The organism is Paraburkholderia sp. GAS38 (genome assembly GCF_050434965.1).
Classification (GTDB): Bacteria; Pseudomonadota; Gammaproteobacteria; order Burkholderiales; family Burkholderiaceae; genus Paraburkholderia; species Paraburkholderia phenazinium_A.
On record NZ_JBNDJO010000002.1, the window covers coordinates 320,523 to 344,489 of the forward strand.

The 23,967-nt window shown below is 65.0% G+C and carries 17 protein-coding genes; 8 read left to right on the top strand and 9 right to left on the bottom strand.

Translation table 11 applies throughout. The features are described 5' to 3' along the window. Positions 1 to 83: 83 nt before the first annotated feature. The 3 genes from P3T42_RS05655 (at position 84) to poxB (ending at position 3,883) form a co-directional block, all read left to right on the top strand. Entirely contained in the window at positions 84 to 1,025 is a 942-nt protein-coding gene (locus P3T42_RS05655) for an alpha-E domain-containing protein (protein ID WP_074300105.1), read from the top strand. A gap of 8 nt (positions 1,026 to 1,033) precedes the next feature. Next, positions 1,034 to 1,864, top strand: a complete 831-nt coding sequence (locus tag P3T42_RS05660; protein WP_074300104.1) for a transglutaminase family protein — start codon at positions 1,034 to 1,036, stop codon at positions 1,862 to 1,864. Positions 1,865 to 2,161: 297 nt separating this feature from the next. Then, positions 2,162 to 3,883, top strand: coding sequence for a ubiquinone-dependent pyruvate dehydrogenase (gene poxB / locus P3T42_RS05665; RefSeq protein WP_429305395.1), 1,722 nt, complete (start codon positions 2,162 to 2,164; stop codon positions 3,881 to 3,883). Positions 3,884 to 3,962: 79 nt separating this feature from the next. On the opposite strand, the gene P3T42_RS05670 is transcribed toward poxB, so the two are convergent. Genes P3T42_RS05670 through P3T42_RS05685 form a run of 4 tightly spaced genes read right to left on the bottom strand, consistent with a single transcriptional unit; the run spans position 3,963 to position 8,875 of the window. After that, on the bottom strand, positions 3,963 to 5,432 hold the full coding sequence (locus tag P3T42_RS05670; protein ID WP_083640612.1) for an efflux transporter outer membrane subunit: 1,470 nt from the start codon (positions 5,430 to 5,432) through the stop codon (positions 3,963 to 3,965). Then, a complete protein-coding gene (locus P3T42_RS05675; protein WP_429305396.1) occupies positions 5,429 to 6,463 on the bottom strand; it encodes an efflux RND transporter periplasmic adaptor subunit in 1,035 nt (344 codons plus the stop codon). Before P3T42_RS05675 ends, P3T42_RS05670 begins: the two co-directional genes overlap by 4 nt. After that, positions 6,460 to 6,669, bottom strand: a complete 210-nt coding sequence (locus tag P3T42_RS05680; protein WP_429305397.1) for a DUF1656 domain-containing protein — start codon at positions 6,667 to 6,669, stop codon at positions 6,460 to 6,462. Before P3T42_RS05680 ends, P3T42_RS05675 begins: the two co-directional genes overlap by 4 nt. A gap of 34 nt (positions 6,670 to 6,703) precedes the next feature. After that, positions 6,704 to 8,875, bottom strand: a complete 2,172-nt coding sequence (locus tag P3T42_RS05685) for an FUSC family protein (RefSeq protein WP_429305398.1) — start codon at positions 8,873 to 8,875, stop codon at positions 6,704 to 6,706. A gap of 384 nt (positions 8,876 to 9,259) precedes the next feature. Here P3T42_RS05685 and P3T42_RS05690 point away from each other — a divergent pair, with 384 nt between their 5' ends. Together P3T42_RS05690 and P3T42_RS05695 are read left to right on the top strand one after the other, a co-directional pair. Beyond that, positions 9,260 to 10,429, top strand: a complete 1,170-nt coding sequence (locus P3T42_RS05690; protein WP_429305399.1) for a porin — start codon at positions 9,260 to 9,262, stop codon at positions 10,427 to 10,429. Between the two features lie 333 nt (positions 10,430 to 10,762). Next, the gene (locus P3T42_RS05695; RefSeq protein ID WP_429305400.1) at positions 10,763 to 12,001 is read left to right on the top strand and encodes an alpha/beta hydrolase family protein; all 1,239 of its coding nucleotides are present in this window, start codon (positions 10,763 to 10,765) and stop codon (positions 11,999 to 12,001) included. Between the two features lie 61 nt (positions 12,002 to 12,062). Here the strand turns inward: P3T42_RS05695 and P3T42_RS05700 are convergent, their stop codons facing one another. Further along, the gene (locus P3T42_RS05700; RefSeq protein ID WP_429305401.1) at positions 12,063 to 13,244 is read right to left on the bottom strand and encodes a hypothetical protein; all 1,182 of its coding nucleotides are present in this window, start codon (positions 13,242 to 13,244) and stop codon (positions 12,063 to 12,065) included. A gap of 214 nt (positions 13,245 to 13,458) precedes the next feature. Between P3T42_RS05700 and P3T42_RS05705 the strand changes: the two genes are divergently transcribed. Next, positions 13,459 to 13,839, top strand: a complete 381-nt coding sequence (locus P3T42_RS05705; RefSeq protein ID WP_429305402.1) for a DUF5594 family protein — start codon at positions 13,459 to 13,461, stop codon at positions 13,837 to 13,839. A gap of 242 nt (positions 13,840 to 14,081) precedes the next feature. Beyond that, positions 14,082 to 15,977, top strand: a complete 1,896-nt coding sequence (locus P3T42_RS05710; protein WP_429305403.1) for a methyl-accepting chemotaxis protein — start codon at positions 14,082 to 14,084, stop codon at positions 15,975 to 15,977. Between the two features lie 62 nt (positions 15,978 to 16,039). On the opposite strand, the gene P3T42_RS05715 is transcribed toward P3T42_RS05710, so the two are convergent. The 4 genes from P3T42_RS05715 to P3T42_RS05730 all read right to left on the bottom strand — a co-directional run bounded on the left by P3T42_RS05715 (position 16,040) and on the right by P3T42_RS05730 (position 23,084). Continuing rightward, entirely contained in the window at positions 16,040 to 17,767 is a 1,728-nt protein-coding gene (locus P3T42_RS05715; RefSeq protein WP_429305404.1) for a hypothetical protein, read from the bottom strand. Positions 17,768 to 17,877: 110 nt separating this feature from the next. Continuing rightward, on the bottom strand, positions 17,878 to 19,458 hold the full coding sequence (locus P3T42_RS05720) for a methyl-accepting chemotaxis protein (RefSeq protein WP_429305405.1): 1,581 nt from the start codon (positions 19,456 to 19,458) through the stop codon (positions 17,878 to 17,880). A 173-nt stretch (positions 19,459 to 19,631) separates the two neighbouring features. Continuing rightward, positions 19,632 to 21,431 carry a methyl-accepting chemotaxis protein gene (locus P3T42_RS05725; RefSeq protein ID WP_429305406.1) on the bottom strand — a complete coding sequence of 600 codons (1,800 nt, stop codon included), beginning with the start codon at positions 21,429 to 21,431 and terminating at the stop codon, positions 19,632 to 19,634. 261 nt (positions 21,432 to 21,692) lie between these two features. Beyond that, positions 21,693 to 23,084, bottom strand: a complete 1,392-nt coding sequence (locus tag P3T42_RS05730) for a PLP-dependent aminotransferase family protein (RefSeq protein WP_429305407.1) — start codon at positions 23,082 to 23,084, stop codon at positions 21,693 to 21,695. A 390-nt stretch (positions 23,085 to 23,474) separates the two neighbouring features. Between P3T42_RS05730 and P3T42_RS05735 the strand changes: the two genes are divergently transcribed. Next, a complete protein-coding gene (locus tag P3T42_RS05735) occupies positions 23,475 to 23,957 on the top strand; it encodes an MSMEG_0572/Sll0783 family nitrogen starvation response protein (protein ID WP_074300094.1) in 483 nt (160 codons plus the stop codon). Positions 23,958 to 23,967: the final 10 nt, after the last annotated feature.

Sequence of the window (23,967 nt, forward strand, 5' to 3'; positions counted from 1 at the left end):
CAACCGGCCAGCCGGCACTAACGAAAGAGCAGCGAAAAAGCAGCAAAAAAGCGGGCAAAACAGAAACTGGATTAGGACAGCACATGCTTCTTGGACGCACAGCAAGCGGGCTCTACTGGATGCACCGCTATATCGAGCGCGCGGAAAACATCGCCCGGGTGGTCGATGCGGGACTGCGCATGGCGCTGACACGAAGCAGCGACGCACCGGCCACATGGTCGTCGGTGGTGGTGACCTCGGGTACGGAAGAAGGCTTCAGGCAGAAGCACGACGCCTGCACGGCCGACACGGTCTCCGACTATCTGCTGCGCGACACCGACAATCCGTCGAGCGTGCTCTCCAGCATCGAGGCGGCGCGCTCGAACGCGCGCATGGTGCGCACCGCGCTCACGCGCGAGACCTGGGAGAGCGTGAACGAAGCGTGGATGGTGATCAGACGGGTGCTGGCCGTCCCCGTGCCGGCCAGCGAACTGCCGGCCGTGCTCGATCGCATCAAACGCGAAGCGGCGCAGATTCGCGGCGCGTTTCACGGCACCATGCTCAGAAACGAGATCTTCAATTTTTCGCGCATCGGTACCTTCATCGAGCGGGCCGACAATACCGCGCGCATTCTCGACGTCAAATATCATCTGCTGCTGCCGGCGCTGTCTTACGTCGGCACGACGCTCGACAACTATCAGTGGGAGTCGATCCTGCGTTCGGTCGACGCGCACCGTTCTTACCGCTGGGTCTACGACGTCCAGTACAAACCGGTCAATATCGCCGACTACCTGATCCTCAACGGCCGCATGCCGCGCTCGCTGCACTTCTGCTATCTGAACATCGTCGAGAATCTGCGCTATCTGGCGCAGGATTACGGCGTGATGCACGATTGCCAGAAGACCGCGGACACGACGCTCGCCACGCTGAGAGACAATACGGTCAAGCAGATTTTTTCCCATGGCCTGCACGAGTTTCTCACCGGCTTCATCGCGCAGAACAACCGGCTTGGTTTTGAAATCGCCGAGACCTACAACTTCGATTGAGTACGGCCATGCGTATCGCCATTCGCCACACGTCCCGCTATGAGTACGAGCAACCGGTACCTTATGCCTTGCAGCGCCTGCGCTTGCGTCCCCAGTCCGGTCCCGGGCAGAACGTGCTCGACTGGCGCGTGACGGTCGACGGGGTCGAGCCGAACGTCAGCTGGACCGACGGCTTCGGCAATCGAGCCGACCTTGTGCGTCATGAGAAGAACAAGCGCGAGATCGTGATCGTCGCGGCCGGCACGGTGGAGACCGTGGATATGGCCGGCGTCTACGGCTTCACTAACGATTTGACACCGCCGTGGATCTACGAGCGCGAGACCCTGCTCACCCAGCCGGGCGAGCGTGTGCTGGCGCTCGCGGAGAGCGTGCGCGCCGGCAGCGGCCAACTGGACTCGCTGCACCGGTTGATGAACGAAGTGCACAGCCTGATCGCCTACAAGCCCGGCAGCACCGGCGTCGGCACCGACGCCGAGACCGCCTTGCGCGACGGTTCCGGCGTTTGCCAGGACCACACTCATGCGTTCATCGCCGCGGCGCGCCGGCTCGGCGTACCCGCCCGCTATATCTCGGGCTATCTGCTGATGGACGACGTCGAACAACAGGGCGCGAGCCACGCCTGGGCCGAGGCGCATGTCGACGGGCTCGGTTGGGTCGGCTTCGATGCGGCCAACGACAACTGCCCGGACGACCGCTATGTGCGCACGGCGATGGGCCTCGATTACCGCGATGCAATGCCCATCTCCGGCGTGCGCACGGGGCAGGGCGCGGAGACGCTGACGGTCGAGATCAGCGTGTCGCAGGTGCAGGGCCAGAGCCAAAGTCAGAGCCAGAACTAAAACAATAAAAGGCGCTCGAAGACGTGCCGTCCTGCGAAGCCGCTTCAAGACGCGGCGGCGACCCATGCCGCAGCGCTTGCCAGGCGCTCACTTCGTTTCAGCGCTTTTAAGTTTCATCTCCATCAACTAAGCTCAAGCGTGCGGCGACATCCGGCCCAGGCCGGAACCTGATCCTGGCCGCCACGTTCTTAGGCGCAAGCGTGCGCCGCCATTTACCTTTTCCTAACAAGTTCACCGAACCCAGAACTGCGCGCTTATGCGCAGGGTTCGGTCGACGCTGTCGTCAAGGAGCAATGTATGGCCCGGCATACCATCGCGGACTTTCTGGCAAAAACCCTCGCTGCTGCAGGTGTCGAGCGCATCTGGGGCGTCACCGGCGACAGTCTGAACGGACTGGCCTACAGTCTCGACCAGCTCGGCTCGATACGCTGGATGCATACCCGTCACGAAGAGGTCGCGGCCTTTGCCGCGGGCGCCGATGCGGCCTCCACCGGCAAGCTCGCTGTGTGCGCCGGCAGTTGCGGCCCAGGCAACCTGCATCTGATCAACGGCCTCTACGATTGCCACCGCAACCAGCAGCCGGTGCTCGCGATCGCCGCGCATATTCCGTCTACGGAAATCGGCCTCGGCTACTTTCAGGAGACGCATCCTCAGGAACTGTTCAAGGAGTGCAGTCACTTCGTCGAACTGGTGTCCAATGCGTCGCAGTTTCCACGGGTGTTGCAACGCGCCATGCGCACGGCCATCGAGGAGCGCGGCGTGGCCGTGATCGTGCTGCCGGGCGACATCGCATTGAGCGACGGGCCGAGTGAAGCCGCGCAATGGACCCATAGCTCGCCGCACACCATCGTGCCGGCCGACGCCGATCTGACACGCCTCGCCGCGATGCTGAACGGTTGCGACGCGGTGACCATCATGTGCGGCAGCGGCGTAGCGGGGGCGCACGATGAGGTGGTCGCGCTCGCGGACACGCTGGGTGCGCCGATCGTGCATGCGCTGCGCGGCAAGCCGTTTATCGAATACGACAATCCGTATGACGTGGGCATGACCGGGCTGATCGGTTTCAGCTCGGGCTATCACGCGATGATGTCGTGCGAGACACTGCTTCTGCTCGGCTGCGATTTCCCGTATCGGCCGTTCTATCCGCCCGAAGCGAAGATCGTGCAGATCGATCGCAAGGGTTCGCAGTTGGGCAAGCGTGCGCCGCTGGCGCTCGGTCTCGTGGGTACGGTCAAGGAGACGGTCGCGGCGCTGTTGCCGAAGCTCACGCACAAGAGCGAGCGCCGCTTCGTCGACAACGCCCGCAAGCACTATGCTGCGGCACGCAAGGGTCTCGACGATCTCGCCACGCCTGCCGGTCCGGGCCGGCCGATTCATCCGCAGTATCTGGCCCGCATGATCGATCAGGTGGCGAGCGAGGATGCGATCTTCACCGCCGACGTCGGCACGCCGACGCTCTGGGCCGCGCGCTATCTGACGATGAACGGCAAGCGGCAACTGCACGGCTCGTTCAATCATGGCTCGATGGCGAACGCCATGCCGCAGGCGCTCGGCGCGCAGGCCGGCCATCCGCAGCGGCAGGTGGTGTCGCTGTCGGGCGACGGTGGCCTGTCGATGCTGCTCGGCGACCTGCTCACCGCGCGTCAACTCGATCTGCCGATCAAGGTCGTGGTGTTTAACAATAGTCTGCTGGGCTTTGTTTCGATGGAGTTGAAGGCGGGCGGCTACCTCGATACCAACGTCGATCTCAGCAAGACCGACTTTGCCGCGATCGCGCAGGGCGCCGGCATCTACAGCATCCGGGTGGAGGAATCGGAAGGCGTGGAGGCAGCGCTGCGGCAGGCCTTTGCGCATCCTGGGCCGGCGCTGGTGGATGTGGTTACGTCCAGGCATGAACTGGCCATGCCGCCCACTATCGAACTGGCGCAGGCCAAGGGCTTCAGCCTCTACATGATGCGTGCGATTCTGAGCGGGCGCGGCGACGAAATCGTCGAACTGGCGAAGACCAATCTGCGCTGAGCGCGAAGCAAACGAGGGATAACCAGGCCACGTGGCCGGGCGTGCAAGACACGTTCGGCCACGCCCGGGCGTTCATCAATTACTGAGGCTTGCTTTCCCAGCCGCCGCCGAGCGCGAGGAACAGATTCGCCTGATCGATCGCGACCTGGCCCTCGGCCGCCGCCACCTGCGAGCGGATCGAAGTCAGCGTGCGCGTCGCATCCAGATCCGCGATGAACGACTCGCGTCCGCCCACGTAGAGCCGATGCGTTTCGCTGGCCGACTCGGTGGCCGATTTGAGTGCGGCACGCAAGGCATCGGCACGCGTGTAATCGGCCACGTAGGTGGCGAGACTCGTCTCGGTTTCGCGCAGCGCGTTGAGGACCACGCCGTCGAAGTGCGCGAGCGCCGCCGTGCTCGCATCCTGTGCCTCGCGCACGCGACCGCGTGCCCCGTTGGCCGGGAAGGTCCAACTGATCAGGGGTCCGAATCTCCAATAATTGGTTTGCGCGTTACCGAGATCTTCGGCAAGGCCGACCGTCCCCGCCGAGGCGCCGAAACTGACGGTGGGATAGAGCGCGCCGGTGGCCACGCCGATCCGCGCGGTCGACGCCGCGAGCTGGCGCTCGGCTTCGCGCACATCGGGCCGGCGTTTGAGCATGGCGGCGCCGTCGCCGACCGGCAGCGCTTGCTTGATCTGCGGCACCGTATTGCAGGAGAGCACCGCAGGCGGCAGATCCGACGGCGCGCGCGCCAGCAGCATAGCCAACTGGTACTGGGCGATCTTGCGCCGCGCCGTATAGCGCGGGATGTCGGCCGTCAACGATTCGACCTGGGTCTGGCCGCTCGTCACATCCGGCGTATTGCCACGCCCGGCATCGCGCAAGCGGCGCGATACGTCCACGCGCTCCTTCTGCAGCGCGAGGGACTGCTGCGCAATCTTCAGTTCTTCCGCCGCCGAGCAGTTCTCGATGTAGGCGCGCACGACGTCGGCCACCACGGTGATGCGTGCGAGATCGCCGGCCGCCTGGGTCGCTTCGCTCTCTGCGTTCGCGGCTTCCACGCCGCGGCGCAGCTTGCCGAACAGATCGAATTCATACGAGACGTGGATGCCCGCATCGCCCTCGTTCGACACCGGAATCTTGCCGAAGATCAGGTATTGCTGCCCGGACTCCTGGGCCCGCGCGAATGCCGCGTCCGCGCCGCCGGAGAATCCGCCTTGCGCTTCGGCAACGCCGAGCGCTTCCTGCGAGCGCGCGAGATTCGCCGCGGCGACGCGCAGGTCGGTGTTCGATTTCAGGGCCTCGCCTACCAGTTTCTCGAGCACCGGGTCGTCATAGAGATGCCACCAGTCGGGCGGCACCGGTTGCTGCGATACGTGATGGCCGTCGACGTCCGGCAACGGCGCGTCGGCGAACGGCGCGTTGACGACGGCGGCTTTCGGCAAGGAATAATTCGGGCCGACGGTACAGGCGGCGAGCGCCAGCACGAGAGGGACCAGCGGCACGAGCGGCGCCAGCGACGCTAACGGCGTCGACCGCAGAAGAGAGCAGGCACGCGAGCGCTTCATTTCGCGGCGCTCGCTGCGGGTTGCGTAGCCGCTTGCGGGGCGGACTGAAGCGCGGGTTGCACCGCCGGTTGCACGGCAGCGGCCTGAACCGAAGCCCCCGAAACCGAAGCCGCCTGAGCCGACGCCGCCGTACCATCCGCCTTCGCCGCTTTCCCCGACGCAGGCGCGACTTCGCGTACCGACACCGTGGCGGTGCGCCCGGCGATCATGCGGAAATCCTTCGGTATGTCGTCCAGCGCGACGCGTACCGGAATCCGCTGTGCGAGGCGCACCCAGCTAAAGGCCGGGTTCACGTTCGGCAGCAGGTTCGAACCTTCGGCGCGATCGCGGTCCTCGATGGCGGCCACGATGCTCGCCACGTGCCCGCGCAGCACACCCGGCTCGCCCATGATCTTGATGTCCACGGCCTGGCCGATATCGATGCTGGAGAGCTTGGTTTCTTCGAAGTAGCCATCCACGCGGAACGAATGCACGTCCACGACCGACAGCACCGCCCGGCCTGCCGAGGCGAACTCGCCGGTGCGCGGCGCGCGGTCGTTCAGATAGCCGTCCACCGGACTGACGATGTGGGTGCGCTGCAGATTCAGGCGCGCGGTATTGACCGCGACCAGCGCATCGGCGAGCGCGGCCTCGTCCGTTTCGACGCGCGAGCGGCTTTCTTCCGCCACTTCACGCGCCACCAGGTCGCCCAGTTGATGATTGCGCACATCTTCGCGACGCGCCTGATCGAGCGTGGCGCGCCGTTGCTGCACCGTGGCTTCCGCCTGCTGCAGCGCGAGCGTGTAACGCGCCTGGTCGATCAGGAACAGCGTTTGGCCCTGTTTGACCTGCTGGTTGTCGACGACGTCGACCTCGGTGATCAGACCGGACACGTCGGGCGCCACCTGGATGATGTCGGCGCGGATACGACCGTCGCGCGTCCAGGGCGAGAACATGTAGTAGTCGATCAGCTTCCACAGCACAAGGCCCGCGATCACGACGACGATCAGGGTCAGCACGATCTGACCAATGGAGAACCAGGTTTTTTTCACGTTATGAACCGGTGCGAAACGATGACGACAAGACCCAGCACCAGCACGTAGATGCCGAGATCGAAAATGGAACGGTGCCAGACAAGACGGTAAAAGCCGGTGCGCGCCAGCAGCGCGCGGATGACGAGATTGATCAGATAGGCGACCAGCATCAGCACGAGGATGGCCGGCACGAACACGCCGAAGATGTCGATTTCGCCGATCATGGTCGGCACCCCGGCGGTGAGGTCATAGGGCTCATCAGGCGGCAGGTTCCTCGGTGGGCGGAGCGGGTGGCGTCAACGAAGCGATCGTGGCCGGAAACAGCGACAGGCGCAAGCCGACCAGCGCATGCAGCGCATCGCGCAGTTGCCGCGCCGAGGTCGCCGCGCTGCTGGGGGCGCTGGGCGTGCCGGCCGCATTGGGTGGGCCAGCAGCACCCGCGGCATCAGGCGCATTCGCCGCACCGGCCGCATTCGCCAGCCCCAGCGCGACGATCCGTGCGAGCGCCGCGTCGATGGCGGACATCAGGCTCTCGGGTACCTGCTGGCGTCCGCGGCGGGAGATGCAGGTTTCGAAGTGAGCGCGGATACCGTCGAGTACGCCGTCGATGGCGGCGGGCGCTTCGCCGCCCAGCTTCGGCCGCAGGCGGCGCAGGTCGAGCGCGTTGAAGGCGATGCGCAGGTCGCGGAAACTTTCGATGGACGGATGGCGGTGGTCGTCGGTCGCGGCGAGGCGCGGGATCAGTTGCATCAGACGGTCGAGCATGCGCGCGGCGAGATTGCGCTGATCTTCGATCGGCTGCTTCGAGGCGCTCAGCGCTACGTCCGCCCAGCTCGAACGCATCAGCCGGCGCGCGGCGATCTCTGCGCCGAACGGCCGTGTCGCCTGGGTCCACAGGAAGGCGTACAGCAGGCCCGCGAGCCCCGCGAGATTACTGTTCAGGAAGACGAAGAAATCGGCGTCGTAGGCGTCCTGAATGCTGATGAAGGTCGCCGTGTTGACAGCCACCAGCATGGTGGCGAGATTGAACTGCGGCCGCGGAATCAGCGTGCCGACCAGAATGAACGGCCCCGCGAACAGGATCACCAGCATCGGGAAGTCGTGGACGTGCGGCAGCACGACGAACAGATAGAGCCCGGCCAGCGCGACACTGGCGGCGGTGGCCGTGAAGAACTTGAACACTTGCGGCGCGGGGTCGTCGAGCCCCGCGAAGAAGCAGCACGCCACCGCTGCCAGCGTGACCGCGCCGGCGCCGTCGTTCCAGCCCGAGCTGATCCAGAGTACGCACGCGAAGATGATGGCGCCGACCGCCGAGGCGGTCGAGAACAGCATGATGCCGCGATCGAAATAACGTTCCGTGCCGCCCAGCCGCCAGTGACGAAAGCGCGGCTTCCAGGTGCCGTCTTCCGCCGTGATGAGGTGGCGCAGCGCGCGGCAGTCCTGCCAGACATCGATGAGCTGCGCGAGGCGCCACAAGGCATTCGAAAGCAGCGCGCCCTCCCACGTGGCGAGTGCCGCGGACGGCGGCTGCAACGCGGCGATGCGCCCGCGCAGGGCGTCGGCTTCGGGGTCGGGGCGCCGGCCCTGGCTGGCCGGGCGCAGCGGCATATTGAACCATTTGACGACGTCGGCGAGCAGCGGCTCGAGTCCGGCGGGACGCTCCCGCTGGCCGCCGAGCAGGGCCACCAGCGGATCGGCCAGCGACGACATGATGGGCAGCAGCAGTTGCATGCGGCCGCGCAGGTCGCGGGTGCGGTTCAGGATGTCGGGCCGGGTATGGTCGTAGGCGAGCTGGCTTAGCAGCAGCTCGAGGCCGTTGACGGTGGCGGCGAGCCGCTGGCGGCAGGCCGAGATCGAGGCGCCGGCGATGTGCCCGGAGAGCGTCTCGGTGGCATAGAACACGGCGTCGCGGAACCAGCCGTCGGTGCGTTCGACGATGGACGGCGCGAGCCGGTTCGGAAACACCGCGCCGCCGACGACACTGGCGCACACGATGCCGAGCAGGATCTCCTCGGTGCGGGTGATGGCGAGGTCGAAGACATTGGTCGGATTGAACACGGCCGGCAGCGCGATCAGCGGCATCGTATAGCCCGCGAGCATGAAGACGTAGCTGCGCGCCGTGCGGTCGGAGATGGCCAGATAGAGCAGGGTGCCGGTCCAGAGTGCGACGACCACGCTGAAGAGATACGGCGACTCGACGAAGGGCGGCACGAACAGAACCGCCGCCGAGGCGCCGAGGGCCGTGCCGAGCGCGCGATAGAGCGCCTTCGAACGGGTCGCGCCGACAAACGGATTCGACACGATGTAGACCGTTGCCATGGCCCAGTAGGGACGCGGCAGTTCGAACAGGAGCCCGAGGTAGAGGGCGAGCATCGCTGCCGCAAAGGTCTTGACGGAAAACAGCCAGTCGCGCAGTGAGGGGTAGACCATGGGGCGCTAGGCGGCGGCTGGCATGGCGTCCGCGCGCCGCCATGCCCGGGCGAGTCCACGGGGGCTGCTGACGCCGGCGGGGTGGGCAGCGGGATTCGACATGGTTCGCATCGGCTCGGGTGAAGAGGGAGGCACCGGTAGTTTAAGCCCGGTTGTTATCCGGCGCGACCCCGAAAAGCGACGCGACCGTGAGACTTGCAGCAAGCTTGCATGATAAATGAGTCTGCCCCGATCGTGCGTCGAAACCAGCACACGCGGTCTTCTGGGCGGGCGAATCCGCGTGCCTCATATAGATCGAAGAATTCCTTTGTTCTCGCCGCCGCCTGCTTCTCTTATCGTTCACCCCGGTCATCAAAACAACACCTGATTACGGGAAATCATCCAATGAAGAAGCGCCTTTCTCTGCTGGCCATCCCCGCCGGCCTGGTCCTGTCCGCCGGCGCTCAGGCGCAAAGCAGCGTCACGCTGTACGGCATTGTCGACGCGGGTATCGCCTATGTGCATAACGCGCAGAGCAGCAACGGGCAGAACCAGTCCACCCTGGTCAAGTTCGCGAGCGGCAACATCTCCGGCAGCCGCTGGGGCCTCAAGGGCACGGAAGACCTGGGCGGCGGACTCGCGGCGATCTTCCAGTTGGAAAACGGCTTTAACCTCGGCACCGGCGCGCTCGGCCAGGGCAGCCGCGAGTTCGGCCGCAAGGCGGTGGTGGGCCTGACCGGCAACGCGTGGGGTACCGTCACGCTCGGCCGTCAATACGATCCGATCGTCGATCTGGTTCAGGGGCTGACCGAGGACAACTACTTCGGCGGCGTGTTCGGCACGCCGGGCGACCTCGACAACTACGACAACAGCTTGCGCGTCAGCAACTCGGTCAAGTACGTGAGCCCTATCTTCGGCGGCTTCCAGGTCGAAGCGCTGTATGGCCTGGGCGGTGTGGCCGGCTCGACCGGCAGCGGCCGCACCTGGAGTCTGGGCGCGGCCTATGCGAACGGGCCGCTGTCGCTCGGCGCCGGCTATTTCTACGCCAACGGCGGCAACACGCTGACCAACGGCTTGCGCACCTGGACCAGCAGCTCGGACAGCCTCTTCAACACGGTGATCAACTCGGGCTTCGCCAGCGCCAACTCGATCCAGATTGCCAAGGTGGGCGCGCAGTACGTGATCGGCGCCGCGACTATCGGCGCGGCGTACTCGAATACCCAGTACGGCAGCGATGCCTTCTCCGCGTTCCACGAGACGGCCAAGTTCAACAACGGCTCGGTGTTCTTCAACTATCAGTTCACGCCAGCCGTGCGGGCCGGCGTGGGCTACAACTACACGTCGCTGACGGGACCGTCGTCGGCGCACTATAACCAGGCCAACCTGGGCGCCGACTATGCCGTGTCCAAGCGCACCGACCTCTATGCGCTGTTCGGCTACCAGAAGGCGAGCGGCAAGACCTTGAACTCGAGCGGCGCAACGGTGAACGCGGACGCGTCGATCGGCGACTTCGGCGTGAACTCGGGTAGCAACTCCCAGGACGTGGCGGTGGTCGGGATCCGCCACAAGTTCTGAGGACGGGAGAGCGCAAGCGTCTGGATCAGCAGGACGGTTGCGGTCCTTGCGGTTCCCGAGGGCTGAATGCCGATACTGAATCCTGAGAGAGAAGCGGGCCTACGGTGCAGACCGTAGGCCCTTTTTTTGTTGCGGGCGCGAGCGAGGCGGGCTGCATTGTCGGGCCAGGTCCACGTGCGCGTATGTGTTGCGCATGGCTGCGTCTCGCCCGCGCGCAGCCGGCGGTGGCGTACCGTAGACCGCTAGCCGCTTCGCAGACTACACTGCGGACCAGGTCGCACGGACGGTCCTCGCCGCCGGCGCATGGCTCGACATCCGCATAGGCAATCAACAATGAGAAACAACACTGCCCAGGCTATCCGGTTGCGTGAGGCAACGCTGCTTCGCCGCGCGCTGCAATGGCTACGTACTCACGCGCTATGGCTCGTGATGGCGAGTGCGCCGCTGCCCGCGCTGGCGCAACAGGTGGCCGCGGTGCAACCGGCGTCGAGCGGCGCCGCGGGTGTGACGGTGGCCGGTGCTTCGCTGCTGCCCGGTCTGGTGCGCGAGCATATGGGCTTGCCGATCACCTTGCCGGACGGCGCGAAGCCCACGCTCGAAGCCCTGGTGGTGCGGCCGGATCGGCCGGGCCGCTGGCCGCTCGTGCTGATGACGCCGGGTACGCCGCGCAGCGGCGGCGCGGGCGTCGTGGACCGTGCGCCGGAACTGCTGCTGAACGCCGCGGTGGCGTTCGCGCAGCGCGGCTACGCGGCGGTGATCGTGTTGCGGCGCGGCTTTGGTCACTCGGATGGACCCTATGCGGAAGGCCTGGGTTCGTGTCGCAACGAGGACTATCCCGGCGCGGGCAAGGTCTCCGCCGACGACATTCTCGGCGCGCTGGAAACGTTGCATGCGCAACCTTGGGTGGACCCCGAGCGCGTGATCCTGCTCGGCAAGTCGACCGGCGGCTTTGCGGTGCTAGCGGCGGCCGCGCGCAATCCGCAGGGCGTGGTGGGGATGCTGGATTTTGCCGGCGGCCGCGGTTCGCTGCGCCCCGACTACGTGTGTCAGGAGGACCGACTGGTTGCCGCCGTCGAGCAATACGGCACGACCGCAAAGATTCCGAGCCAGTGGGTGTGGTCGGAGAACGATCACTATTTCAGCCCTGAGCTGGCCCAGCAGATGCTGAGCGCTTACACGTCGCATGGTGCGCCGGCGCAGCTCGCGGTGTTGCCACCGTTTGGCGAGGACGGGCATGAACTGCTCTACGATGCGCCGGCGCAAGCCTGGTGGCCGGCGGTGGAGCCGTTCCTGAAGCGCCTGAATCTGCCGACCGCGGTGGTGGTCGATTTGCCTGCGCTGGCCGCTTTACCTGCGCCGGCGGGTCTGAATCCCGGCTGCCAGACGCGCTTCGATACGTACGGCGCGTCGCGCAATGAAGGCAAGGCCTTTGTGATTGCCGAAGGCGGTCACTGCTCGTCCGACGTGATCGAGCGTTCGGCGCAAGAGGCGGCGCAGCATGCGCTGGAGTACTGCAACGGGAAGTGGTCGGGGTGCAAGGTTTATGCGCAGGGGCAGGGGGTGGCGGAGTAGTGCGCCCATGTGAGGACAGGGGCATAGTCACGCAACCCCCGCCGGTCCGGCTAGCTAGCACTCAAGGAAAATCCGGCCGCGCCGGAAACTGCCGGTCGCTTTCCCACAGTCCTTGCAACTGACGCGAAGCGGCCTGCCACTTGCCGTCGACGAAGCGGTACGTCCGGTACGTGGTGACGAAGTTATTTCCATCCACGGCCGGCGCGCAGAAAACATCTTCGATCTCTTCGGTCGCCCCCGCGCCTGAACGTGGCGGCACGATTTTCCAGTCGGCCTTGCCGGTGCGTGCGAGGACAAGCGGAGCGGCCTCGCCTTGCGCCGATTCGTAGCGCGCGGGTTCGAGCCCGCTATGCGCCGGCACCAGCATCTCCGTGGCCGGCCCGCTGTACGAACCCATGGGCGCGGTTTCGTCGATGGTCAGGAACCATGCAGACGCAGGCAAGCCATGCAGCGGCGCAGCTTCTAGCGTGGCGAGCGGATAGTCGAGTTTTCGGCTGGCGAGTACCGTATCCGCCGCCGAGACGAGTTGCACTTGTGCGTTCAGCAGCGGGGCGTGACTCACGCCTTCGGGCAGCGCGTCGGCGCTTGCTGCGCTTTGCCACAGCGTCTTGTGCAACTCGGGCGTGATGCGTGCGTCTTCGAGAATCTCGAGGAACGTCCCGGCTCGATCGGCGGTCGGCAGGCGCTGCGCGACGCGATAGCCTTGTGCAAGTGCGATTGCGGGCGTTGTCGCGGCGGAGGCTGCGGTGGTGTGCAGCGCGGCTGGCGGTGGCGTTGGTGTAGCCGCTAGCGTTAACGGTTGCGCTGCCGCCGGAGTCGCTGCATGCGGCGCGGCTTGCGTGACCGCCTGAACCGAAGCTTGCATGACGCCGGCCGCAGCCGTCTGCGTACGATCCCCCGCAGCAGGCGCAAAATCGATGTTCGGGATAACGAACGTTTGATCCGTCTGCGCACCCGGAGCACGATAGGTCACCACCGAGGTATTTTTAAAGGCTTTTTGCACCGTCACCTTGATGCCCGGCTTGATATCGATGCAGCCGCCCGAGGCCGCGAGACTCTGCGTCTGAGGTTCCGGCGCCGCTGCATGGGTGCGGCTGTCGCCGCCCGGCAGCGTGAGCCGCGAGAGCGCATCGGCGGAGGTGCACATGACACCCGGATGCATGGCGATCAGGTCGTCAGCCTGCGCGTGAGTCGAAAGTGCGCCAAGGCTCAACGCCAGCATGGCGAAACGTGTTTGCAGCATCTACCGTCCTCGAGATTCAATCCAGCCGCGGATTATAGAAAACCGTTGCCACCGCAACAAGCGAAAGCTCGACCATGAAGCTGCCGCGTTGCCGCTCCGGCGCAATTCAGTTGCAACCCGGTCGCCACTCAGTCACCACTCCCACCCCGTCCACCCGGCCCGCCGCACCCAGCCCCCGTGCTACGATGATTTGCCGAGCGAGATGGAGACCCGCATGAATCCGGAGACCGTAGCCAGGTTCGACCACGAATTTGCCCCCCGTATCGCCGCCACTCTCGCTGGCCTGTTCGACACCGGCGTCCACGCGGAAGTCTTGCCCTATCAGGGCCACGGCCACCCTACGCGGGTCAGGGTGTGGGCCGAGCCCATCGAAGCGCTGCGTCATTATCCGCACGCGCTCAATCTGCACCTCACCTGGGACAGCGACGAAATCGAGCGCCTGATGGACGAAGACGGCGAGACGCGCTTTTCGCGCTACCTGAACGCGCTGCCGCGCAAGCTCGACGCCTGGCACTTTGCGCGCGAACTGGATTTCCGCTCCCATACGCAGGCCGAAGCCGAAATGCTGCTGGGTGGCCTGGACTTCGAGGCCTAGCGGTAGCGGACGCTCCAACGCGCGCCGCAGCGGCATCAGTCAATTATTAAAAATGAATCCCGTTCAGTCGGGGCGAAAGGAAGCCGTAATAGGCGAGAGAGACGCAAGCAGCGCCGACACGTAGGCCCTTTTAGCGCACGTTGTGCAACGGAGGCGCTCAAGAACCCCGGTCGTCCGGGGCATTGCCGCGTGTGGGCCGCTTGCCGTCACTCATTCACCGCCTTCCGGACGGAGTCCTTCGCATGGGCATGCGCTCCATTGCAGTCAAACTGAGCCTCATTTTCGGCGCGGCGCTCGCGGCCACGATTCTCGCCATCACGCTGTTCGCCACGCTCAATGTCCGCCGCCAGGCGGTCGACAGTTTCAACGAGGCGAGCAATGGGCAGATTCGCCAGATCGACGCCAGCCTCAAAGACACGTTCAAGCGGATTCACGACAACGTCGTGTTTCTGTCCGATACGCCGCTGGTCCAGTCGGCCAATGAATCGGTGAGCAACTATCTGACCCATGGCGGCCAGATGACGCCCGACACCAACGGGGGTGTCGAGACCGATATCTTCCATCTGCTGCAGCGCTTCGGCGACAGCCATCCCGATCTGCAATACGTCTACATCGGGACGAAGTGGGGCGGCTATGTGCAGTGGCCGAAGGGCAAATTCACCAGCGATCACTACGATCCGCGCGAACGCCCCTGGTTCACCCAGGGCACCCAGGCCGCCGGCGAGGTGCGCCGCACACCCGCTTACGCGAACTCGGGCGGCGACAAGAACGTCATCATCAGCTTCGTGCGCACCATTCAGGACAGCCAGGGCAAAGCGCTCGGCGTGCTCGGCATGGATATTTCGCTCGACGGCTTCGCGAAGATGATCGGCCAGGTGCGCTTCGGCGACACCGGCTATCTGATGGTGGTCGAAGACAGCGGCACGGTGCTGGTCGATCCGCGCGAGCCGTCGCATAACTTCAAGCCGCTCAAGGACCTCGGCGACGGCTATCGCGAACTCGCGGATATCGCGAACGGCGCGCAGTCGGTCGCTATCGACGGCACGCAATACGACGGCGTCATCTATACGTCGCCGGAGCTGGGCTGGAAATACATCGGCCTGATTCCGCACCGCGAGATGATGGCGTCGGCCAATCGCCTGAGCGCGATCCTGATTGCAGCAGGCCTGATTGCGCTTGCCGCCGCGCTGGCACTGACCACCGCACTCGGCCGCAAGCTGACCGCGCCGCTGCGCCAGGTATCGAACGGCATGCAGGACATCGCTTCGGGCGACGGCGATCTGACGCAACGTCTGCCGGTGACGAGCGACGACGAGGTCGGCGTGCTGGCCGCGCAATTCAATGCCTTCGTCGAGAAACTCAATGGCGTGCTGTTGAACATTCGCGCCAACAGCGAGACGCTGCGCGTCGCGACCGGCGAGATCTCGGCGGGCAACGCCGATCTGTCGGCCCGCACTGAACAGCAGGCCGCCGCACTCGAGGAAACCGCGGCCAGCATGGAAGAGCTGACCTCCGCCGTCAAACAGAATGCCGACAACGCGCGGCATGCCAGTTCGCTGGCGGCGAATGCGTCGGACGTGGCGCGCCGCAGCAGCGACGTGGTGGAGCGCGTCGTGGTGACGATGAGCGATATCAGCCAGAGCTCGAGCCGGATCGCGGATATCACCGGCATCATCGAAGGCATCGCGTTTCAGACCAATATTCTCGCGCTCAATGCGGCGGTCGAATCGGCGCGCGCCGGCGAGCATGGCCGCGGCTTCGCGGTGGTGGCGAGCGAAGTGCGCAGTCTCGCGCAACGCTCATCGAGCGCGGCCAAGGAGATCAAGGAACTGATCGGCGCGTCGGTCGGCAAGATCCATCAGGGCTCGGCGCTTGCCAGCGAAGCCGGACAAACCATGTCGGAAGTCACGCATGCCGTCGGCCAGGTGACGTCCATCATGGGCGAGATCGCGGCCGCATCCGACGAGCAGAGCCGGGGCATCGCCCAGGTCAATCTGGCTATCACGCAGATGGACGACGTCACGCAGCAAAACGCGGCGCTCGTCGAGGAGGCTGCGGCGGCGTCCCGTTCGCTGGAGGATCAGGGACGGCAACTGAACGAAACAATCGCCGCGTTCCGCCTGCGGGCGCGTGAGTGAATGGTACGGCTGACGCGGGCAGCGCCCACGCCAGCCGTCAACCGCATGGCGCCGTGGGGCGCCTAGAACCGCCCATTCGTATCGGTGCCCGGCGCGAACGACACGCCGCGCAGCACCTCGCCGAAGCCCGCACCGCGCAACGTGACGAACTTCTCGCCGGCGGCCGCGGCTGCGGTGGTGTTCTTCAGCAGATCGCGCGTGACCACCAGCCGGTTCGGATCCGCGCCGATGTCGCCGTCGCCGCTCACCGTCGACGTAATCGCCCACAGCGTCACCGTGCCGTCGCCTTCGACGCGGCCGGTCAGGCTGCGCAGCCCGTCGGTAGCCGGCGCCCAGGGCAGACCCGTGGCCGGATTCGAACCGGTCGGGTAACCCGGCACCGTGTACTGCGTGCCGAGATTGAGACCGGCCTGCAGCGTATAGGCCAGTGTCCACTTCTTCGCCGTAGCGTTATAGATCCACTTCTGCAAACCGGCGCCCGTCTGCGCGGCGGCATGCGTGAAGAGATCGCTGCCGCCCGTGTAGCCGTCGCCTTCATCCGCGACGTAAAGCGTCGTGGCATTGGCGAACCACAGGCCGAACGGGTAGGCGAGCGTGGTGGCGCTCTTGTTGGGCGTCGACGGGAAGCCTGCCAGAATGCACATGTTGCTGGGCAGGCCGCTCGTTTGCAGTGTGGCGGCGGTGTAGGCGAGCGCGGTGGTGGGCAGCGTTGCATTCGCTGCGGGCACACCTGTACCCGACGGGCAGGCCGTCCCGGTGGTGTCGAGGAAGTACACGGTGTTGACGCCGTTGCTGCCGCTGCCCTTGGTGTAGTACAGGACGTTGTTGTAAATCGTGATGCCGCGGAAATTGTCGTCCTTGCCGATCTTGTCGGCCTTGGCGCCGAGTTCGGTGACCGAGAAGCTGCCGAGCGGCGTCGGCGTGCCGGGATTCTGCTGGGCCTCGGGCTGCTTCGACGGGTCCACGATCTGCGCGCCGGTGCCGACGATGATGCCGTTGGGTTGCGGATTCGCGCCATTGCCGGCGTTGCCGGTCGTGTAGAACACGCCGTCGTGACCGTTACCCGGGTTCAGAATCGCAGCGCGTCCGTTATCGCCGCTATAGGCGTTCGTTTCGGTGAAGCGGAAATGGCCCGCGCGGTCGACGAGTGCAATGCCGCGATAGAAGTTCTGCCCGTCCGGATTGGTCGGATCCACCACGCCTGGGGTGTTCGCATTCGAGACGTCGAGCGCATTGACCGGCGCAACGTAGCCGACGAAGCTCAGATACCGGCCATCGGTCGACAGGTGCAGGGCCAGTTCGGACTTCGAACTGAAGCTCGTCACGAGTTGGCCCTGCGCATTGCCCTGATGCAGGCTGTTTGGCACTTCCAATGAACTGACGATTGCACCCGAAGGCGTCAACTGATCCAGATAGATCCGCGAGGTGACGCCGAAATTGGCGTCGTACAGCACGTTGTTCCACACGTACGGATAGGTGCCGTCGTTCGTGGCGCCGGTGGCTGCGCTGCAGCCGCCCGTCGTGTTGGCGCAGTTCGGCGGCAGGATCGTGCCCGGCTGGACGTTGCCCGACAGATTGTCGTAGACGCTGCGACTCACCACCAGCAAGCCTGGAAAGAACGGGCTTTCACCTTCGAAAGGAAACTGCTGTGCGTAGGCGCTCACGCTTGCGGCAAGCAGGGTCAAGGCAAGCAGCGGGGTGCGTGCCTTGAGCGCGGCACGGGCAGTCAGACGGGACGTGAGGGGCGAATTGAAACGGGAAGGCGCGCAAGCACCGGTGGCGGTTTGCATCTGTAGTCTCCGTACGGCATTGGGGGAATAGTTGTGACGGACTTGCAGGACAACCGCGCTACCGTAGCAGCGCTTCATGAAGGATTATTGACGTGCCGCTTTCACTTTCGTCAGGCAGAGGCGCCGAGGCGGAAGAAGCTGACGCTCTGCACCAGGCCCGAGGCTTTGCTCTGCACCGCATCGGCGGCCGCCGCGGCCTGTTCGACCAGCGCCGCGTTGCTCTGTGTGACCTGGTCCATCTGGTTGACCGCGTCGTTCACTTCGGCGATACCGGTGGCCTGATCGACCGTGGCGGTGGCAATCGCCTCGACAATGCGCGTGACGCTGCCCGCGCTTTCCACCACGCCATCCATCGTATGGCTCGCGCGCTGGATCAGTTGCGTGCCGGCGTCGATGGTCGCCACCGACTCGCGGATCAACGCCTTGACCTCGCGGGCCGCGTCCGCCGAGCGCTGCGCGAGACTGCGCACTTCGCTGGCGACCACCGCGAAGCCGCGTCCCTGGGTGCCGGCGCGAGCGGCCTCGACGGCCGCGTTGAGCGCGAGGATGTTGGTCTGCGCGGCAATCGCTTCGACCACCGCGATGATGTCGACGATGCGCTTCGACGCCGCGTTGATCTGCTCCATCGTACGCACGGCATCGCTCATTACGACGCCGCCGTCGCGCGCCGCCTGCGCCGCGGTTTGCGCGAGTGCGGTCGCATTGCGGGCGTGGGCGGCGTTCGTTTGCACGGAATCGGTGAAGTGCTGCATCGAAGCCGCGGTTTCTTCGAGCGACGCGGCTTGCTGTTCGGTGCGCGCGGACAGATCGAGATTGCCCGCTGCGATCTGCTGGGTGGCGGAGGAAATCGTAGTGGCGCCTTCGCGGATTTCGCTGACGATATGACGCAAGCGATGATTCATATCGTTCAAGGCAACCAGCAACTGACCGGTTTCGTCCGTGCCCGTCACTTCGACGTCGGCGCGCAGATCGCCGGCGGCGACCGCTTGCGCCACCCCGACCGCCTGGCGGACCGGCCCGGTGATGCTGCGGCTCAGGAAGCCGATCGCCGCCACGCCGAGCATCAGTGCACCCAGCACGACCACCAGCAGCAGCGTGCAGGCGAGGCGATAGGCGTCTTCGGAGGTCTGCTGGATGCGCTCGTCCGAAGCCTGCGCCTGTTGCATGACGGAGGCGACGATCGCATCGATCGCGGTAGTCGGGGGACGGTCGATACCTTTGACGAGGGCGTCGACGGTGTGCGGGCTGTTTGCGTCGGCGACATCGAAATGCCTGAGCGCATCGAGGTAGCTGGTTTGCAGCGAGGCGTGCGTTGCGATGGCATTGTCGACGCCGTCGAGGTTGACACCCAGCGCGCTCAACTGACTTCTGAGCTGTTGCAACGCTGCGGTGGTCTTGTCGCTTTGCGCGACGAAAGCCTGCTGGTGGGTGGCGAGCGCCGCGGCATCGCTGCTGCGCAACAGCAGGTCTTTCCATTCCTGGACCTGCTTCTTGAATTCGACCTGGGCGACACGCGCGGTGTCGGCCGCACGGCTGTACTGCTCGAGCGTCTGGGCCGACTCGATCTGCAGCGCGTGCGTCTTCGACAGCGCGTGCCATCCTTCCAGACCGACGACCATCGTTGCCGCCAGCAGCACAGCCCCAAGCAGCGCCAGCTTGGCGGCGATTTTCATATTTCGATAAAACGACACACCGACTCCTGATACGTGATGCGGATCGCCGCCTCGCGCCCACGCTTGTGACATCGGCGCGGCGGCTGGAGCCGCAGAAACCCCGGCCGGACTTTAAGGCACGGTGCGGTGCGCCGCAAGTCCGGAAAGACCATAATGATAATTAGACCTGCTGAGGGTATGAAACCCTCGGATCAATCGAGCCGGAACTGGGTGACGGCCGTCGCGAGACTGGCGGCTTGCGATTGCAGCGCGGCGGCTGCGGCCGTGGATTGCTCCACCAGCGCCGCGTTCTGCTGCACCATTTCGTCAAGCTGGGACACCGCGCGATTGACTTCCTGAATGCCGCGCGTCTGTTCGGTGGCGGCCTGGGTGATTTCGGAAATGATCGTCGTCACGTTCGACACGTTGCTGACGATCTCCGTCATCGTTTCACCCGCGTGGCGCACCTGGTTCGAACCGGAGGTGACGCTCGAGACCGTCGACTCGATCAATCCCTTGATTTCCTTGGCGGCTTGCGCGCTGCGCTGCGCGAGGCTGCGCACTTCGCCGGCCACCACCGCGAAGCCGCGGCCCTGTTCGCCGGCGCGGGCCGCTTCGACCGCCGCGTTGAGCGCGAGGATATTGGTCTGGAAGGCAATGCCGTCGATCACGCCGATGATGTCGGCGATCTTCACCGAGGCGCTTTCGATTTCACGCATCGTCGTGATCACTTCGGAGATCACGACGCCGCCGCGCGAGGCGACGAGCGAAGCCGATGCGGCGGTGTCGTCGGCCTGTTTGGCGGAGCTGGCCGACTGGCCGACCGTCGCCGTGATTTCCTCCATCGACGCCGCGGTTTGCTGCAGGCTCGCGGCGGCGGATTCGGTGCGGCCCGACAGGTCGACGTTGCCCGCGGCAATCTCGTTGGCGGCCACCCGCACCGACTCGCTGGCGTCGCGAATCTGCCGCATCACGCGGCTCAGCTTGTCGATGAAGCTGTTGAACGAACGCGCGATCTGCGCGACTTCATCCTCGCCGACCGCGGGCAGGCGCTGGGTCAGATCGCCTTCGCCGGAGCCGATTGCATCCATCGCATCGCGCACCTGCGAGAGGCGCCGGAACGACACGGCGGTCACCGCCGCCACGATCGCCGCGGCGATGCCGGCAATCACGATCAGCGCAATGATCGAGGTGGTCAGCAGCGAACGCATGCCGGCGGTCGCTTCGGCTTTGTCGAGCGCGACGATCGCGATCCAGTCGGTGCCGGCAATCGGTTGCGCGCGCAGCAGTTTGGTGCTGCCGCCAATCTCGACCGGCAGCGGATGATCGAGCGTCGTCAGCGTCGCCAGTTTGTCGGCGGTGAGATCCGGCGCGAGATCGGTGACGGGCTTCAGGATCAGCTTCGCGTCGGGGTGCGCGACGATCTGGCCGCTGCTGTTCACCAGCATGCCGAAGCTCGAGGGTGTCGGATGAATCGCCTTGATGTTGGCGATCACGCTGCCCATTTCGACGGTGCCCGCCACCACGCCCTTCACGACGCCGTCGCGAATCATCGGCGAGACGAAGGACACCACCAGACGACCGTTGGCGATGGACACGTAAGGTTGCGACACGGTCGGCTTGCCTGCTGCCAGCGCCTGCTTGTACCAGGGGCGGACGGTCGGATCGTAGTCGGACGGGATGCCGGTCGGGTCCTCGAACTTCGATGTCTTGTCGGCGTAACCGGCGTAGACGTTAGCGAAGTTTCCGGCGCTGGCCATCAGCTTGAACGTCGGTATCGGATCGGGCTGTAGCGCGGGACCCTGCAACGAGTCAATCATCTGACTATTGGTGGCAACCCATTGGTTGATGCCTGCCACGTGACCGCTCTCGACGGCTGTGAGGCTGTCGTCGATCGAAGCGGTGTTGTATCCGTTGGCAACGAAGTAGTTGAGCCCCGTATTGGCGGCGAGCGCTACGACAACGATGGCGACGCACAGGGCGACAATACGCGCGCGAATGGATGAGAACATGGTGGGCGTCTTTCGGTGGTGAGCAGGAGTCGATAAGGCGACACGCCTCGCCCGGGTATACGGCGGCGCTGGAGTGGACTTGAGGCGGGAGTGTGAGCGAGGGTGCTTTCCGCGCGTTACAGAACGCATTTGAGTGCCTGTAGCAGGGCACTTCAGGCGTTGGACGGCGCGCGGGACATTTTTGCCGCGAGCGGACCGGTATTCAATGCGTGCCTAAGAATACGCGTTGTATTTGTCTGGAGATATCGCGTCGTTTCGCTCTTACATGATGGCCGAATGGAGATGGTGCGGATGTTCGAGCGTCTCCGCGATGATGCGCAGCGCCTCTTCGCATTCTTCGCGATTCTTCGAACCGCCGAGGCACACGCGCAATGCGTTGGGCGGATTGCCGTCGGTGGAGAAGGCGGCGCTGGCGACCGCGGCGATTCCCTGGTTGCGCAACTGCAGCGCCAGTTCGGACGAACTCCAGCCGCCGACGCCCGAGATGGGCAGCCACAGATGAAAGCCTTCCGGGTGCGCGTCGTAAGCGCCGTCGCCGAGTACGCGCGCGGCAATCGCCTGACGCGCCTTCGACTCGCTGCGAATCGCGTTGAGCATCTCCTGCGCCGTGCCGTCGTTGACCCACTGGGTGGCGAGCGAGACCGTAAACGGACTTGCCATCACCGTCGTCGCACGCAGGGCGCCCGCGAGGCGCTGTGTTTGGCGCGCGGTTGGCGCCTGCAGATAGGCGACCCGCAAGCCGGCGCCGAGACTCTTCGACAAGCCGGTGACGTAGTAGGTCAGCTCCGGTGCGAAGCTCGCCAGCGCGTCCGGCGCTTGCAGCGGCAGCATCGCGTAGGCGTCGTCTTCGATGATGGGCACGTTGTAGCGCAGCGCGACATCCGCGAGCGCTTCGCGCCGCTTGTGCGTGAGCGTCAAGGTGCTCGGATTCTGCAGCGTGGGATTGCAATAGAACGCGCTCGGCTTGTCGGTCTTGCAGAGCGCTTCGAACGCATGGGCAAGCGGCCCTTCGTCGTCGCGCGCGAGCGCCTGCAAGCGCACACCGAGTTGCGCGGCAATCGCCTTGATGCCGGGATAGGCGAGCGTGTCGAGGCAGATCATCGCTCCCGGCCGTGCCAGTTGCGAGACCAGCGCGACGAGTGCGCTATGAATGCCGGGGCAGACCAGCACGTTGTCCGCCGAACAGTTGGGCAAGCGGCGCTTGAGCCATTCGGCGCCGGCTGCCTTGTCCGCGGGCGTGCCGCCGAAGTCCTGGTAGCGCAACAACTGGTAGGGATCGCTCGCCGCCATCAAACGCGCCGCGGACTCGCGCAGACGCGCCGCGTACTCGGCCGGCTCAGGCGGCGTATTCATGGTCATTTCGATGCTGCTGCCGCCCGACAGCGGTAGCGTCGCCGTGCGCCCGCGCACGAAAGTCCCGCTGCCGGCCCGCGAATCGAGCAGGCCGCGCTTCTTCGCCTCCGCATAGGCCCGCGCCACCGTGGTGTAGTTGAGCGCCAGTTCGTCGGCCAGATCGCGCAGACCCGGCAGGCGGTCGCGCGGCCGCAGGCGTCCGGTGGCGAGGTCTTCTTCGATCAGATCGGGAATCGCCAGGTAAGCGGGTTTGCGGATTTCGGCGAGGCGTTTGATCCAGTGATGTGTCGGGCTACTCATCGTTTTTGCGCAAATGAATGACGGTTAAAAAGCCTCGCCGATGCCTCGCTTGGCCTTCGAAAAGTGATCGCCTGCAATGATCGGATTGATCGTATCTGGTGAATGACTGCACCGGCCCTGCGCATGAGCACCAGCAAGATCGCACCCGGCTGGTGCGATCAAGGCCCGCAAGGCCGCATTCCCTGATGGCGTGGGCTATACGCAACCTTCGGGCCAAAAAAATTTTCGCGGCGCTTAACGAATGATCGTCTGTTTGATTGGAAAGTGATCGCATGGGCGGCGTCGTCGAGTGGCACGGGCGTTGCGTTAGTGGGAGCGGCGCAGAAGTCATGCAGCGCTACCGGATACCACGCGACATACCTGTTCACGCAAACCACTTTGGAGAGTGCCATGCCAGCCGTCAACAAACCGCTGCATCAGAAGGGCGATTACCTCGTCGACTACGAAGAGAAGGTCTTCGAGGACGTGAAGGCCGAGCCGGGCGAAAAGGCGCTCGTCACGTTTCATACGGTGGCGTTCGAAGGCTCGATCGGTTTCGTCAATCTGTTGCAGGCCACGCGCCTGCAACGCAAAGGTTTCGAGACCTCAGTACTCCTGTACGGTCCGGGTGTCACGCTCGGCTTGCAGCGCGGTTTTCCGACGCTCGGCGATGAAGCGTTTCCCGGTCATCTGAACTTCAACAAGCAGTTGCTGAAGTTCATGGAGGAGGGCGGCAAGGTGTATGCCTGCCGCTTCGCGCTGCAGGCGCTGTATGGCCACGGCGAAGCCTCGCTGATCGAAGGCATTCGCCCGATCAGTCCGCTCGACGTGCTGGATATTCAGCTTCTGCATCGCAAGGACAACGCACTGATCATCCACACCTGGACGGTCTGAGCACAGGCGG

Coding starts and splice junctions, on each gene's coding strand:
- P3T42_RS05655 (WP_074300105.1), top strand. CDS start 84: ATGCTTCTTGGACGCACAGCAAGCGGGCTCTACTGGATGCACCGCTAT.
- P3T42_RS05660 (WP_074300104.1), top strand. CDS start 1,034: ATGCGTATCGCCATTCGCCACACGTCCCGCTATGAGTACGAGCAACCG.
- poxB (WP_429305395.1), top strand. CDS start 2,162: ATGGCCCGGCATACCATCGCGGACTTTCTGGCAAAAACCCTCGCTGCT.
- P3T42_RS05670 (WP_083640612.1), bottom strand. CDS start 5,432: ATGAAGCGCTCGCGTGCCTGCTCTCTTCTGCGGTCGACGCCGTTAGCG.
- P3T42_RS05680 (WP_429305397.1), bottom strand. CDS start 6,669: ATGATCGGCGAAATCGACATCTTCGGCGTGTTCGTGCCGGCCATCCTC.
- P3T42_RS05685 (WP_429305398.1), bottom strand. CDS start 8,875: ATGGTCTACCCCTCACTGCGCGACTGGCTGTTTTCCGTCAAGACCTTT.
- P3T42_RS05690 (WP_429305399.1), top strand. CDS start 9,260: ATGAAGAAGCGCCTTTCTCTGCTGGCCATCCCCGCCGGCCTGGTCCTG.
- P3T42_RS05695 (WP_429305400.1), top strand. CDS start 10,763: ATGAGAAACAACACTGCCCAGGCTATCCGGTTGCGTGAGGCAACGCTG.
- P3T42_RS05700 (WP_429305401.1), bottom strand. CDS start 13,244: ATGCTGCAAACACGTTTCGCCATGCTGGCGTTGAGCCTTGGCGCACTT.
- P3T42_RS05705 (WP_429305402.1), top strand. CDS start 13,459: ATGAATCCGGAGACCGTAGCCAGGTTCGACCACGAATTTGCCCCCCGT.
- P3T42_RS05710 (WP_429305403.1), top strand. CDS start 14,082: ATGGGCATGCGCTCCATTGCAGTCAAACTGAGCCTCATTTTCGGCGCG.
- P3T42_RS05715 (WP_429305404.1), bottom strand. CDS start 17,767: ATGCAAACCGCCACCGGTGCTTGCGCGCCTTCCCGTTTCAATTCGCCC.
- P3T42_RS05725 (WP_429305406.1), bottom strand. CDS start 21,431: ATGTTCTCATCCATTCGCGCGCGTATTGTCGCCCTGTGCGTCGCCATC.
- P3T42_RS05730 (WP_429305407.1), bottom strand. CDS start 23,084: ATGAGTAGCCCGACACATCACTGGATCAAACGCCTCGCCGAAATCCGC.
- P3T42_RS05735 (WP_074300094.1), top strand. CDS start 23,475: ATGCCAGCCGTCAACAAACCGCTGCATCAGAAGGGCGATTACCTCGTC.